The 13,858-nt window shown below is 39.8% G+C and carries 11 protein-coding genes; 10 read left to right on the top strand and 1 reads right to left on the bottom strand.

Annotation, left to right across the window (positions count from 1 at the left end):
• The first annotated feature begins 83 nt into the window (after positions 1 to 83).
• The 8 genes from VPAR_RS07710 (at position 84) to rplL (ending at position 5,988) form a co-directional block, all read left to right on the top strand.
• Positions 84 to 2,321 carry a nitric-oxide reductase large subunit gene (locus VPAR_RS07710; RefSeq protein ID WP_004693527.1) on the top strand — a complete coding sequence of 746 codons (2,238 nt, stop codon included), beginning with the start codon at positions 84 to 86 and terminating at the stop codon, positions 2,319 to 2,321.
• Between the two features lie 270 nt (positions 2,322 to 2,591).
• Entirely contained in the window at positions 2,592 to 2,741 is a 150-nt protein-coding gene (gene rpmG, locus VPAR_RS07705; RefSeq protein WP_004693530.1) for a 50S ribosomal protein L33, read from the top strand.
• A gap of 43 nt (positions 2,742 to 2,784) precedes the next feature.
• Positions 2,785 to 3,006 (top strand): preprotein translocase subunit SecE, encoded by a 222-nt coding sequence (secE, locus tag VPAR_RS07700; RefSeq protein WP_004693531.1) that lies wholly within the window; start codon positions 2,785 to 2,787, stop codon positions 3,004 to 3,006.
• A gap of 12 nt (positions 3,007 to 3,018) precedes the next feature.
• Positions 3,019 to 3,555: a transcription termination/antitermination protein NusG gene (gene nusG / locus VPAR_RS07695; protein ID WP_004693533.1), complete on the top strand. Its 537-nt coding sequence runs from the start codon at positions 3,019 to 3,021 to the stop codon at positions 3,553 to 3,555.
• Positions 3,556 to 3,663: 108 nt separating this feature from the next.
• Complete coding sequence (rplK, locus tag VPAR_RS07690; RefSeq protein ID WP_004693535.1) at positions 3,664 to 4,089, top strand: 50S ribosomal protein L11; 426 nt, start codon at positions 3,664 to 3,666, stop codon at positions 4,087 to 4,089.
• 76 nt (positions 4,090 to 4,165) lie between these two features.
• Complete coding sequence (gene rplA, locus VPAR_RS07685) at positions 4,166 to 4,876, top strand: 50S ribosomal protein L1 (protein WP_004693536.1); 711 nt, start codon at positions 4,166 to 4,168, stop codon at positions 4,874 to 4,876.
• 175 nt (positions 4,877 to 5,051) lie between these two features.
• Positions 5,052 to 5,549, top strand: coding sequence for a 50S ribosomal protein L10 (gene rplJ, locus VPAR_RS07680; RefSeq protein ID WP_008602491.1), 498 nt, complete (start codon positions 5,052 to 5,054; stop codon positions 5,547 to 5,549).
• 70 nt (positions 5,550 to 5,619) lie between these two features.
• A complete protein-coding gene (rplL, locus tag VPAR_RS07675) occupies positions 5,620 to 5,988 on the top strand; it encodes a 50S ribosomal protein L7/L12 (protein WP_012864769.1) in 369 nt (122 codons plus the stop codon).
• A 41-nt stretch (positions 5,989 to 6,029) separates the two neighbouring features.
• Here rplL and VPAR_RS07670 read toward each other — a convergent pair whose 3' ends face one another.
• Positions 6,030 to 7,670, bottom strand: coding sequence for an ArnT family glycosyltransferase (locus tag VPAR_RS07670; protein ID WP_012864768.1), 1,641 nt, complete (start codon positions 7,668 to 7,670; stop codon positions 6,030 to 6,032).
• Between the two features lie 267 nt (positions 7,671 to 7,937).
• On the opposite strand from VPAR_RS07670, the gene VPAR_RS07665 reads away from it, so the two are divergent.
• Both VPAR_RS07665 and rpoB read left to right on the top strand, forming a co-directional pair.
• Entirely contained in the window at positions 7,938 to 9,353 is a 1,416-nt protein-coding gene (locus tag VPAR_RS07665; RefSeq protein WP_012864767.1) for an aspartate ammonia-lyase, read from the top strand.
• 331 nt (positions 9,354 to 9,684) lie between these two features.
• Positions 9,685 to 13,845 carry a DNA-directed RNA polymerase subunit beta gene (gene rpoB, locus VPAR_RS07660; protein ID WP_012864766.1) on the top strand — a complete coding sequence of 1,387 codons (4,161 nt, stop codon included), beginning with the start codon at positions 9,685 to 9,687 and terminating at the stop codon, positions 13,843 to 13,845.
• The last annotated feature ends 13 nt before the right edge of the window (positions 13,846 to 13,858 follow it).

The following is a 13,858-nucleotide window of genomic DNA, read 5'->3' as shown; positions in this document are numbered from 1 at the left end:
TTTATTTATAAAATTAGTGTATATTATATATGAGGAGAGCATAGGCTCTCTTTTTGTGCTTTTATAGAAAAGGAGGTAATGTGATGGGCGAATACAAAAAGTATTGGATAGCCGTAGTAGCAGTTCTTATTATTGGATTCTCTATTCTTGGCTATTTGGGTACTGATGTATATCATCAAGCGCCACCGGTACCAACCGCGTATGTATCTCAAGATGGACAGGTTTTGTTTACTAAGGATGATATCTTACATGGTCAATCGGCTTGGCAATCTACAGGTGGTCAATCTGTAGGGACCGTACTAGGTCATGGCGCATATCAAGCCCCGGACTGGACAGCTGATTGGTTGCACAAAGAAGTGTCCGTAATGCTTGATATCAAGTCTCAAGAAGCTTTTGGTGTTCTTTATGAACAGTTAGGTGATGTGCAGAAAGCGGCTGTTAAAGAAGCAGTTAAAGCAGAGTACTTTAACAGTGCTGTTCGTGAAGATGGAACTGTTGTGCTTTCACCGGAACGTATTACAGCGATGAATTTAACCGGACAATATTTTATTGAACTGTATGGTGATAACCCTAAATTGTCCGAAACACGCGATCATTTTGCGATGAAAGACAATACGTTGCCAGAATTAAAAGATCGTATTGATATGGCACGATTCTTCTTCTGGACTACGTGGATGGCATCGACTCAACGTCCTGGTACAGATGCAACATACACCAACAATTGGCCTCACGAGCCATTGTTAGATCATAATCCAACACCGGAAAGCGTAGCTTGGTCTGTTGTGAGTGTTATTATTTTACTTTGTGGTATTGGTATTGTTGTATGGATGTGGGCATTCGGTCGCAAACAAGATGAACATGAATTAACACCGCCTGCGGAAGATCCAATTTCCAAATTGCATCTCACACCGTCTCAACGGTCTTTGGGCAAATATTTATTTACAATTTTGGCATTATTTTTATTACAACTTGGTATGGGCGGTATCATTGCGCATTACACTGTAGAAGGACAGGCTTTCTATGGCATTCCATTGGCGCAGTATTTCCCATATTCTATTGCTCGTACTTGGCATATTCAAGCATCCTTGTTCTGGATTGCGATGGCATTCTTGAGTGCCGGTTTATTCTTGGCGCCGATTATTAATGGCGGTAAAGATCCTAAGTTCCAAAAATTGGGCGTGGATATTTTGTTCTGGGCACTCGTTGTGTTGGTAGTAGGTTCCTTTACAGGTACATATTTAGGTGTTGCTCATGAGATTCCGGCATCTCTAAACTTCTACTTGGGTCACCAAGGATATGAGTTTATCGAGTTGGGGCGCGTATGGCAATGGATTGAATATATCGGCATTCTATTTTGGCTTGTACTCATGGTGCGCAGCATCATTGGTGCTTTCAAAAATAAAGGGGATAAAAACCTTATTGCTGCCTTTATTTTCTCCGTTGTGATGGTCGGTATTTTCTATGGACCAGGTCTTTTCTACGGAGAACACAGCCACTTGGCAATCATGGAATACTGGCGCTGGTGGGTTATTCACCTTTGGGTAGAAGGATTCTTTGAAGTATTCTCTACTACGTTGATGGCCTTTATTTTCGTAACACTTGGTCTCGTATCTTACCGTGCAGGTACCATAGCAGCGATTTCGTCCGGTGCCATTTACCTTATTGGCGGTATCCCTGGTACATTCCATCATCTTTATTTCACCGGTGTTACATCGACTATCGTGGCCACAGGGGCATCGTTCTCCGCGTTGGAAGTAGTGCCTCTTGTACTCTTGGGATATGAAGCGTTTGAAAATTATACACGCCTTCATAGTGCTCCTTGGATGCATCGACTAAAATGGCCTGTATACTGCTTCATTGCCGTATCCTTCTGGAACTTGGTGGGTGCAGGTATCTTCGGCTTCTTAATTAATATGCCGGTTTCCTTGTTCTATATTCAAGGTCTAAATACGACAGCTGTTCATGCTCATACGGCGTTGTTCGGCGTATACGGGTTCTTGAGTTTAGGCTTTGTATTCCTCATCGCTCGTTATATTCGACCTGAAGTGGAATTTAACGACAAGTTGATGAAATTCGGTTTCTGGGCATTGAATTGGGGCCTTGCGTTAATGGTTCTTATCAGCCTATTGCCAATTGGCTTGATTCAAAGTTGGGCAAGTGTTACACAAGGCTTATGGCTCGCTCGCAGCGAAGACTTTATGCAACAACCATTGTTACAAAATTTGCGTTGGCTTCGCATGGTTGGCGATACCATCATGATATTGGGGGCATTGGCCTTCTTCTGGCAAATCGTGAAAGTAACTTTCACAAAGAAACAGTAATAAACGAAGCAATAATAGTAAATATGTAATTATAATATTAATTATAATATATATAAGCTAACTATAAGCTAATATGACATGGCGTTCTTTGGGTAGACAAGGGGCGCCATTGTCTGTTATACTATCCATGTCAGGCATACGTGCCTGGCTTTTTTGAGTTGCTTAATTTCTTGACATCGCTTGCTACGTATGATATAGTTTTTTAGTATGTAGTCGAGCGTTTTCGAGTACAAGAGACAGATTAGTAAATATAAAGCGAGGTGTATCCGGATGCGTAATGCCATTACTTTAGCTTGCACAGATTGCAAACAACGCAACTATCAAACGAACAAGAATAAAAAGAACAATCCTGATCGTATTGAAATGATGAAATATTGCAAATTCTGCGGTAAACATACATTACACCGTGAAACAAAATAATTCTTATCATTCATTACCTGTTGATTTGAGGATGTGAAACACAATGGCAAAGTCTAACTCAGCAGTGCAGCAGCGTGGTGGATTTGGAAAATTCTTCCGCGGTGTGAAAGCTGAACTAAAAAAAGTAGTCTGGCCAACAAAAAAAGAGCTTATCAATTACACAATTGTAGTATTCTTAGTAACCATATTCATCGCTTTGATTATTTCTGTGCTTGATGGACTCTTCGCCCAACTTTTTAATACGTTGTTGCACTTTGTTGGATAAGGGGGCCATTACATGGAAGCAGATAAGAAGTGGTATGTAATTCATACCTATTCAGGCTACGAAAATAAAGTAAAAACCACTCTTGAACTTAAAGTTCAATCTATGGGACTACAAGATGTGATCAGCCGAATTTTGGTGCCTCTTGAAGACGAAATAGATGAAAAAGATGGGGTTAAAAAAGTAGTAAAACGTAAGATATTTCCTGGGTATGTATTGGTGGAAATGGAAGTTAATGACCGTTCTTGGTATGTTGTACGCAACACGCCAGGTGTAACAGGTTTCGTTGGCTCTGCTACAAAACCAGTTCCACTTTCTGATTCCGAAGTAGAACATATACTTAAGTCTCAGGGCTTGGATAAGAAACCAACCATTAACGTTGATGTAGAAGTTGGTGAAACGGTTCGCATTACGTCCGGTGCCTTTGAAGATAAACTAGGTGTTATTACCGAACTTAACCCTGAAAAAGGAACATTGAAACTTAGCGTAGAAATGTTCAATCGAGATACCGAGGTAGAGTTAGAGTTCTCTCAAGTTGAGAAAGCTCTTTAATTATAAATATAATAATATAACTCTAAAAAGAGCAATCGATTTTGGTTGCCAGTGGGAGGATGTATATCCGTTACCACCACAGTATAAGCATAGGAGGTTTAATTACCCATGGCTAAGAAATTAGTTAAACAAGTAAAACTACAAATTGAAGCCGCTAAAGCTACTCCAGCACCACCAGTTGGTCCTGCACTAGGTCAAGCAGGTGTTAACATCGTTGCTTTCACAAAAGAATTCAACGAACGTACTGCTAAACAAGCTGGCTTAATTATTCCAGTAGTTATTAACGTATATGAAGATCGTAGCTTCGACTTCATCACTAAGACTCCACCAGCTGCAGTATTGTTGAAAAAAGCTGCAGGTATTCCAAAAGGTTCTGGTGTACCTAACCGTGATAAAGTAGCAAAAGTAGGTCGCGATAAAGTTCGTGAAATTGCTGAATTGAAAATGCCTGACTTGAATGCTAATACCGTGGAACAAGGTATGCGCATGGTGGAAGGTACTGCTCGCAGCATGGGCATTGAAATCGTTGACTAATAAGCGTACGACTTGCGCATAAGGCGCAAATCGGTGGGAGGGAATTCCCGTTTGACCACATAAGGAGGATATTATAATGGCAAAAGTAGGTAAGAAATACGCTGAAGCAGTAAAACTTATTGAAGCTGGTAAATTCTACGAACCAGTAGAAGCAATTGAGTTGGTTAAGAAAACTGCAACTGCAAATTTCGATGAAACAGTTGAAATTGCTTTCAACTTGAATGTCGACCCTAAATACGCTGATCAACAAGTTCGTGGTGCAGTAGTATTGCCTCATGGTACTGGCAAAACTAAACGCGTTCTTGTATTCGCAAAAGGCGACAATATTAAGGCAGCTGAAGAAGCTGGTGCAGATTTTGTAGGTTCTGAAGAGTTAGTAGCTAAAATCCAAGGTGGTTGGAGCGACTTCGACGTAGTAGTTGCTACACCAGACATGATGGGTCAAGTTGGCCGTCTTGGTAAAATTTTGGGTCCTAAAGGCTTGATGCCAAACCCTAAAGTTGGTACAGTAACTCCAGACGTTGCTCGTGCAGTAAACGAAATCAAAGCTGGTAAAATCGAATACCGTACTGATAAAGCAGGTATTATCTCTTGCTCTATCGGTAAAGCATCTTTCGATGAAGAAAAATTACTTGACAACTACCGTACAATCGTTGATACTATTATCAAGGCTAAACCTGTAGCAGCTAAAGGTCAATACATTAAATCTGTAACCTTGTCCGCTACAATGGGCCCTGGTGTACCTTTGAATGTGTTCAAATTGAGCACTGTTTCCAAAGAGCAATAATTAAATATGTCTCTTAGCTGTAGACGGCTGGTATGTATAATGGATGAAAATCCGCCCGCTGAGGCTGACACTAGAACAACCTAGGACTAGTTACGACCTCATCGCGTGCGATGGGGTCGTTTTTACGCTAAGATAGTACATAGAGCACCAAAAAAATCTACAAGGAGGTAATCTAATGGCTGTCACTGAATCAAAAAAAGCAATCGTTGCTCAAATGAAAGAAACTCTTTCTGAAGCAAAAGGTGCTGTATTGATTGGTTACTCTGGTTTAACTGTTGCGCAAGCAACTGATCTTCGTCGCAAAATGTTGGCTGAAGGTGTTGAATACAAAGTAATCAAAAATACTTTGACTCGTATCGCTGCAAACGAATTGAATCTTGAAGGTTTCGCTGAGCATTTAGAAGGTCCAACTGCGTTGGCTACTTCTAAAGACGATGCTGTTGCACCTGCTCGTGTAATCGAACAATTCATCAAAGCAACTGAAAAAGAAGTTGTAACAGTTAAAGCTGGTATCGTTGAAGGCGAAGTTATGGACGCAGCAGGCGTTAAAGCAATTGCATCTCTTCCAAATCGCGAAGGTATGCTTTCCATGTTGCTTTCCGTATTGCAAGCTCCTGTTCGCAATGTTGCATACGCTGTCAAAGCTGTTGCAGAAGCAAAACCTGCAGAATAATATTTTTTGCAAAGTATTCGTTGGCCGCTTGAGGCTGGCACTATAAACTAATTTATGGAGGAAATCTAAAATGGCATTGAACATTGAAAACATCGTTGCTGAATTGAAAGAAGCAACAATCCTTGAACTTAATGATCTTGTAAAAGCAATCGAAGAAGAATTTGGCGTAACTGCAGCAGCTCCTGTAGCTGTAGCAGCTGCTGGTGGTGCTGAAGGCGGCGCTGCTAAAGATTCCTTCGACGTAATCTTGAAAGAAGCTGGCGCATCTAAAATTAACGTAATCAAAGTTGTTCGTGAAGCAACTGGTCTTGGCTTGAAAGAAGCTAAAGCTATCGTTGACGGCGCTCCTGCACCTGTAAAAGAAGGCGTTGCTGCTGAAGCTGCTGAAGCTTTGAAAGCTCAATTAGAAGAAGCTGGCGCATCCGTAGAATTGAAATAATTCTAACCATATTAAAGGCGTACCCTATGGGTACGCCTTTTTTATTGAAGCTTATAAATTGATGCGAGTTTTGTTTTGTTGACTAATTTGGCTTTTGGATACGGTAATGTATTAGAGAAATCCTTATCATATTTTTTAGGAACGATGACATAGGCACCGCGATTATTTGATGTATTACTTAAAAATGTTTCTTTAGTTATTGTAGGCATTAATGTTTTGCCTTCGGTCCATATAGAATCATCAGTTGTATCTACGAAAACTTGGGTAGGTGTAGTGTCCATGTAATATACAATGGAAGTATAGTAATTGCCATATACATATATTGGTTTTGATGTATCTTCGATGAAGGTTCTAAACTGTAAACCAGACTGATTAAACAATATTGGTGGTACTGTAATTGTAATAGCCGAGTACAACGTAATTAGTGGAACTAAAGCATATATTGCTAGTTTGAAAAATGATGTTATGTAGTATCGACCGATTAAAATCATACATACTATAATAAAGGAACCTACGATTAACGGTTTACTATCAAGACTTTTATCAAAAGCTGTAGCAAATGTAAAAATCATGTAGTAAATACCTAGTGGTAGGGTAATTAAATAATTAAACTTTTTGAATGATTGAGTAAATTCACCGGTTTCTTTGTCAGTAACTAATTCACAAATTTTTACAGCCGCCCATATTATACAAGGGATAATGGCAGGTAATGTGTAGGTTAGATACTTTGTAGCTACTAGAGAGTAGAATAGAACTATAACAATAAACCATATAATACCTAATAGATCAAAATCATCTTTCCAGTTAAGATCTTTTAAATGATAGACTATTACAGGTGTCCAGGGTAATAGTGAAAGGGGCACAATTAATAGATAGTAATACCATACATTAAATTTAGGATGTTCAGATATAAGAGCTCGATCTACATTGTGTAGACCTAAGAATCCGGAAATAAACTGCTCACCGTGAATGGAATACATAGCAATATACCAAGGGCTAGCTATCGCTATAAAGGCTAATAGTCCTAAGGGATTAAATAGTAATTTTATATCCTTTGAAAGTTGATAGATTTTATCCTTTCTATGGATGGCGTGGCGTGCACATATATAAATAAGTAATATTAGCCCAGGTAAAATAATGCCTATAGGTCCTTTGGTAATCACGGCTAAGGCCGCAGCAATGTAAGCTTTCACCATAGCTGACCTGTCATTATTGGTAAAAGCTAAATAACTATATCCAAATATAGCTAAGGTGAAGAAAAATAGAAATCCATCGGTTATAACTGCATGAGATATATACCAAAACTGTAGTGTACTCATTAATAAAATCGCACAGAGTATACCGGCAAAGGTACTTTTAGATATGCGGTAAGTTATATGATACATTAGGGCCACGCTAGCTCCCGCAACAAGCGTATTCGGTATACGAGACGTGAAGTCAGATATGCCAAATAGTTTGTATGTAATCATAAGTGCCCAATAGGTGAGCGGTGGTTTATCATACCATACGTGATCATATATCATGGGGGATATCCATGAGTTGTGTTTTAGCATGGTGATGGCGGAGAGAACATAGTTGGACTCCACCGGATCAGTGATTGGCAAATAGGCATTATAAAAGCCGTAGCATAAAACGGTTAATAAAAAGAGCGCACCTATGCGCAGCATGTGATTGTTAATCATAGTTACTCCTTACTTATATAGTTTATATTATTGTACTATAGGGCGTGTAATATTTAAACTAATCAAAGATAAAAACAGAGCCTTTATAAATATGGAAATAGTTATAGAAAATATTTATGAAATAATATATTGTATAGAATATTGTTTATTCGTAATATATGAAATGACTTTTATGTATACAAAATACATGCTATAATGAGCGCATAAGATAAAACCGTTTCATTAAACTATCATCTAATATATGAAATAGTGGAAAGAGGATCTATTATGAGAAAAGAACATGATTTCCTAGGTGAATTAGAAGTAGCGGATGAGTTATATTATGGTGTGCAAACGATTCGTGCCTTAGAAAACTTCCATATTACAGGGAAACATTTAGACCAAGATTTTATTAAAGCTCTAGCGATGGTAAAAAAAGCATCTGCTTTAGCTAATATGAAAACAGGTCGTCTCAATGTATCTATCGGTAAAGCGATTGTTCAAGCAGCTGATGAAGTTATTGCAGGTGAATTTGCTGACCAATTTCCAGTTGATCCAATTCAAGGCGGTGCTGGCACTTCTGTGAATATGAATATGAACGAAGTGTTGGCAAATCGTGCTTGTGAAATTTTAGGCCATCCAAAAGGTAGCTATGATATTGTAAGCCCTAACAATCACTGTAACATGGCACAATCTACAAATGACGCTTTCCCAACAGCGATTAAAGTTTGTGCAATTTTGAAATCTAAACCGTTACTTGAAGCTTTGCAACGTCTTGTTGATGAGCTTGAGAGAAAAGCTGAAGAATATAGTGAAATTTTAAAAATGGGGCGTACTCATTTACAAGATGCGGTGCCTATTACATTGGGACAAGAGATGGGCGCTTATGCATCTGGTATTCGTCGTGGTATTAAACGTATTAAATCTGCCGTTGAAGGTGCACATGTAATCAACATGGGTGCCACTGCAGTTGGTACAGGCCTTAATGCTGAACCTAATTATATTCATGATGTAGCTTATGAACTTAGTGAAGTAGTAGGCGAACCGTTCTACACTGCGGAGAACTTGATCGATGCCACAAACAATACAGACGTATTTGCTGATATCTCTAGCGGTTTGAAGGTAACTGCACTTGTATTGATTAAGATGGCTAATGATTTCCGCTTAATGGCATCTGGCCCTCGTTGCGGCATTGGTGAATTAAAATTGCCTGCCCGTCAACCAGGATCCTCTATCATGCCAGGAAAAGTAAATCCTGTTATCGCTGAAGTATTGAACCAAGTGTGTTATCAAGTTATCGGTAATGATACTACTATTACATTAGCTGTAGAAAATGGTCAATTCGAGTTAAATGTTATGGAACCTGTATTGGCATACAACTTGTTCAATAACCTTTGCTACCTTAAAAATGGTGTAAATACATTCGTTGATAAATTGCTCGTTGATCTTGAAGTAGACCGTGAACAATGCGAATACTGGTTGAACCGCTCCGTTGGTATCGTAACAGCATTGTTGCCACATCTTGGCTATGAAACAGCTTCTGCATTGGCGAAAGAAGCGTATGAAACTGGTCGAGCTATTCGTGATATCATCTTGGATCAAGGCTTATTGACTGAGGATGAAATCAATCATATTCTTTCTCCTAAAGAAATGACTCGCCCTGGTATTGCTGGTGCGAAACTTTTAAAACAAAAAGGTAACTAATCTTATAGTTCTCTTTTGATACATGAATAGAGCATGAAAATGAAAGACTGTCAACCCTTTTGGTTGACAGTCTTTTTTAATACTGATAAAATTATATATTGCAAAAGTAGCGTTTTCTGCTTTTGGATGTAAAAACTATAACTTGAATAGTGATGAGGTTTTCTTCCAAGGTTGTGCTTGGTTAATGGGAAGCAAGGTTATTTTAAAAATGAAATGGACCTTGCTTTATTTGACGTTGTCCGAGCAGGAAAACTGAGACCTGTAAGATGTCTTTTTCATGCCGTTATAGAAAATGGTAGACCAGTGTGTTTTGATAGGGGTGAAAGCAAATATGTTCAAACCTGAACAGGTAGGCAAACGAACTCGTTATACGTACGCTAAAATTAACGAAGTTATCAAGATGCCGCATTTATTGGACATTCAGCGTAAATCGTATGAGTGGTTCTTGGAGAGTGGTTTACAAAATATTTTCAACGATATTTCTCCGATTAAAGACAATTCAGGTAATCTAGTACTTTCTTTTGAAGGTTTCAGCTTAGGTGAACCTAAGTATGATATTAATGAATGTAAAAATCGTGATGCTACTTACGCAGCACCACTTCGTGTAAATATTCGCTTGGTAAATAATGATCCAGAAAATATGGACATTAAAGAACAAGAAGTATTCATGGGCGATTTCCCATTGATGACAGATACAGGTACTTTCATCATCAATGGTGCAGAACGTGTTATCGTATCCCAATTGGTACGTTCTCCAGGCGTTTACTACAATAAAGAAATCGATACAATGGGTAACCGTTTGTATGATTCCACAGTTATTCCTAACCGTGGTGCATGGATTGAACTTGAAACAGATGCTAGTGAAGTGGTAGCTGTTCGTATCGACCGTAACCGTAAATTACCAGCCACTGTATTGGTACGTGCATTAGGTTGGGATACGAATGAAAGTATCCTCGACCTCTTCTGGAATGGTAAAACTGATGAGGATGGTTTACCAGTATATGATGAACGCATCGTTCGTACATTAGAAAAAGATACAACTCAATCTGCTGATGAAGCATTGGTTGAAATCTATAAAAAATTACGTCCAGGTGAGCCTCCTACTGTAGAGTCTGCTCGCAACTTGTTCGATAACTTGTTCTTCGATGCACGCCGTTATGACTTAGCGCGCGTTGGTCGTTACAAATTGAACAAAAAACTTGGCTGGCGCCAACGTATGTTGGGTCAAACATTGGCTCAACCAATTGTAGATCCAGAAACTGGCGAAATTATCCTTGATGCAGGCGTACAAGTTGGGGAAGAACAACTTGATATCGTTGCTAATAGCCATGTATTCGATGGTGAAGGTTTTGCTGAATTCTACATCGTAAATAATGATGGTGTAGAGTCTAAAGTTATCTGTAATAATTGCAACTTACCATATGATCACCGTACAGTAACACGTGAAGACATGATCGCTAACATTTCTTATTTGCTCAATCTTATGGATGGTGCAGGTCATACAGATGATATCGACCACTTGGGTAACCGTCGCCTTCGTTGCGTAGGCGAATTGTTGCAAAATCAATTCCGTATCGGTTTAACTCGTATGGAACGTGTTGTTCGTGAGCGCATGACCATTCAAGAAACTGAATCCATTACGCCTCAAGCATTGATTAACATTCGACCAGTAGTGGCTGCAATCAAAGAATTCTTTGGTTCCTCCCAGTTGTCCCAGTTCATGGACCAAACAAACCCATTAGCAGAATTGACTCACAAACGTCGTTTATCTGCCCTTGGACCTGGCGGTTTATCTCGTGAGCGTGCAGGCTTCGAAGTCCGTGACGTGCATCACTCTCATTACGGCCGTATGTGTCCTATTGAAACTCCAGAAGGTCCAAATATCGGTTTGATCAACTCTTTGTCCAACTATGCAAAGGTAAACGAATTTGGTTTCATCGAAGCACCATACCGTAAAGTAGAAAAAGTGTATGGTAAAGGCAAGGATGCTGATAAAGTTGTTAAAGTGCGCGTATCTGACAGCGTAGTATATATGACAGCTGATGAAGAAGAAGGCATGACAATTGCCCAAGCAAACTCTCCGCTTGATGCAGAGGGGTACTTCACAACTGAACACGTAGCTTGTCGTCGTGGTCATGACGTATTAGAAGTTACACCGGATAAGGTTGACTATATGGACGTTAGTCCAAAAGAAGTTGTATCTATTGGTACAGCTATGATTCCATTCCTTGAAAATGACGATGCTAACCGTGCCTTGATGGGCGCGAACATGCAACGTCAAGCGGTACCACTTTTGCGCGCTCAAGCACCACTTGTTGGTACAGGTATGGAATATACAGCAGCTACTGACTCTGGTGTTTGCGTATTGGCGCGTGAAGCAGGTAAAGTTGTACGTTGTTGGGGTAATGAAATCCACGTTCTTCGCGACAGCGATGGTCGTGTTGACACATACCGTTTGAATAAATTCCTTCGTTCTAACCAATCCACATGCTTTAACCAAAAACCAATCGTTAATCGTGGCGATCATGTTGTAAAAGGCCAAGTATTGGCTGATGGTCCTGCTACAGATGGCGGCGAATTGGCATTAGGTTATAACGTTCTTGTAGCGTTCATGCCTTGGGAAGGTTATAACTACGAAGATGCTATCTTGCTTAGTGAAGAACTCTGCAAAGAAGATATCTATACATCCATTCATATTGAAGAATACGAATGTGATGCTCGTGATACCAAATTAGGTGCTGAAGAAATTACTCGTGAGTTGCCTAATACAGGTGACGACACACTTAAAAACTTAGACGAAGATGGTATTATCTGCATTGGTGCAGAAGTACATCCTGGCGATATCCTTGTAGGTAAAGCTACACCAAAAGGTGAAACTGAGCTTACTCCAGAAGAACGTTTGTTGCGTGCTATTTTTGGTGACAAAGAACGTGAAGTTCGCGACACTTCCTTGCGCGTGCCTCATGGTGAATCTGGTAAAGTCGTAGATGTAAAAGTCTTTACCCGTGAAAATGGCGACGAATTACAACCAGGTGTAAATAAACTTGTTCGCGTATATATCGCTCAAAAACGTAAGATTCATGAAGGCGATAAAATGGCGGGCCGTCATGGTAACAAAGGTGTCGTTTCTCGCGTTATGAGAAAAGAAGATATGCCATTCCTTCCAGATGGTACTCCAGTACAAATCGTATTGAACCCATTGGGTGTACCTTCTCGTATGAACATCGGTCAAGTTCTTGAAACTCACTTGGGGTGGGCTGTTCAAGGCTTAGGTATGAAAATCAAAGCTACAGACCTTCACATTCAAAACGTGTTGAAAGAAGCCCGTACTGATGCATCTTACTGGGAACAAATCGATGCAATCCGCGACCTTTATGCTCAAATTGAAGCATTGGAAGCGAAAGTTTCGGAAGATGTTACGGTAAATCATTTCGAAGAAAATGAGCAAATCATTACTTTGAAAACTAAAATCTTAAAACATGTAGAAAAGGCAGCGCAAAAGAAATTGGATGCTATGGGTGGCGAAGCTCGTTTCCAAGAGCTTAAAGCTATTGAAGCTAAATACAATGCACTTCATGTAGAATTTTTTGATTCTGAAGAAGAGGCTCCTGAAATGGATCCTGCGCTTGTAGAAGAATTAGAGGCAATTAGCAAAGTCAAGAATACTCTTAACAACATTCACTCTGCTGAAGAAAAACGCGTTGAAATTCGCAAAGAGTTGGAAAGCCTTGGCTATGATTTTGACAAATATGGCATGCCAAAACCAGATGTAGCAGGTATTCATATTGCTACACCTGTATTTGATGGTGCTCACGAAAAGGACGTATTCGAAACATTGGCGATTGCAGGTCGTCCTGATGATGGTAAAACCGTGCTATATGATGGTCGTACTGGTGAACCGATGGATAACCGCGTTACTGTTGGTTACGTTTACATGCTTAAACTCCATCATTTGGTTGATGACAAAATCCATGCTCGTTCTACAGGTCCGTACTCCCTTGTTACACAACAACCTTTGGGCGGTAAAGCTCAGTTCGGTGGCCAACGTTTCGGGGAAATGGAAGTTTGGGCTCTAGAAGCATATGGCGCAGCCTATACCCTTCAAGAGCTATTAACTGTTAAGTCTGACGACGTTGTTGGTCGTGTGAAAGCATACGAAAAAATCGTTAAAGGCGAAAACATCCCTGAACCAGGTGTACCTGAGTCCTTCAAGGTATTGCTTAAAGAACTTCAAAGTATCGGTCTTGATGTAAAAATCTTGAATGAAGATCAAGAAGAAGTTGTTATGAAAGAACTTGAGGACGAAGATGAGGTGGTAGAAACTGGTATTGAAGAAGTTATGGAAGGCAGTTCTGTAGAAACTGATGAAGTAACTGTAGTAGAACCAGAAGTAGAGGAAGAGGAAGAATTACCAGCTGATAATGGCGGTGAAGATGATATCCTTAGCCAATTGGCGTACCCAATGGGCGACTCCTCTAACGATGAAGACTAAAACTATCTATAAG

This window comes from Veillonella parvula DSM 2008 (assembly GCF_000024945.1).
Lineage (GTDB): Bacteria > Bacillota > Negativicutes > Veillonellales > Veillonellaceae > Veillonella > Veillonella parvula.
Note: the sequence above shows the minus strand (reverse complement) of the source record. Positions and strands in the feature narration are given on the sequence as shown.

Coding starts and splice junctions, on each gene's coding strand:
- VPAR_RS07710 (WP_004693527.1), top strand. CDS start 84: ATGGGCGAATACAAAAAGTATTGGATAGCCGTAGTAGCAGTTCTTATT.
- rpmG (WP_004693530.1), top strand. CDS start 2,592: ATGCGTAATGCCATTACTTTAGCTTGCACAGATTGCAAACAACGCAAC.
- secE (WP_004693531.1), top strand. CDS start 2,785: ATGGCAAAGTCTAACTCAGCAGTGCAGCAGCGTGGTGGATTTGGAAAA.
- nusG (WP_004693533.1), top strand. CDS start 3,019: ATGGAAGCAGATAAGAAGTGGTATGTAATTCATACCTATTCAGGCTAC.
- rplK (WP_004693535.1), top strand. CDS start 3,664: ATGGCTAAGAAATTAGTTAAACAAGTAAAACTACAAATTGAAGCCGCT.
- rplA (WP_004693536.1), top strand. CDS start 4,166: ATGGCAAAAGTAGGTAAGAAATACGCTGAAGCAGTAAAACTTATTGAA.
- rplJ (WP_008602491.1), top strand. CDS start 5,052: ATGGCTGTCACTGAATCAAAAAAAGCAATCGTTGCTCAAATGAAAGAA.
- rplL (WP_012864769.1), top strand. CDS start 5,620: ATGGCATTGAACATTGAAAACATCGTTGCTGAATTGAAAGAAGCAACA.
- VPAR_RS07670 (WP_012864768.1), bottom strand. CDS start 7,670: ATGATTAACAATCACATGCTGCGCATAGGTGCGCTCTTTTTATTAACC.
- VPAR_RS07665 (WP_012864767.1), top strand. CDS start 7,938: ATGAGAAAAGAACATGATTTCCTAGGTGAATTAGAAGTAGCGGATGAG.
- rpoB (WP_012864766.1), top strand. CDS start 9,685: ATGTTCAAACCTGAACAGGTAGGCAAACGAACTCGTTATACGTACGCT.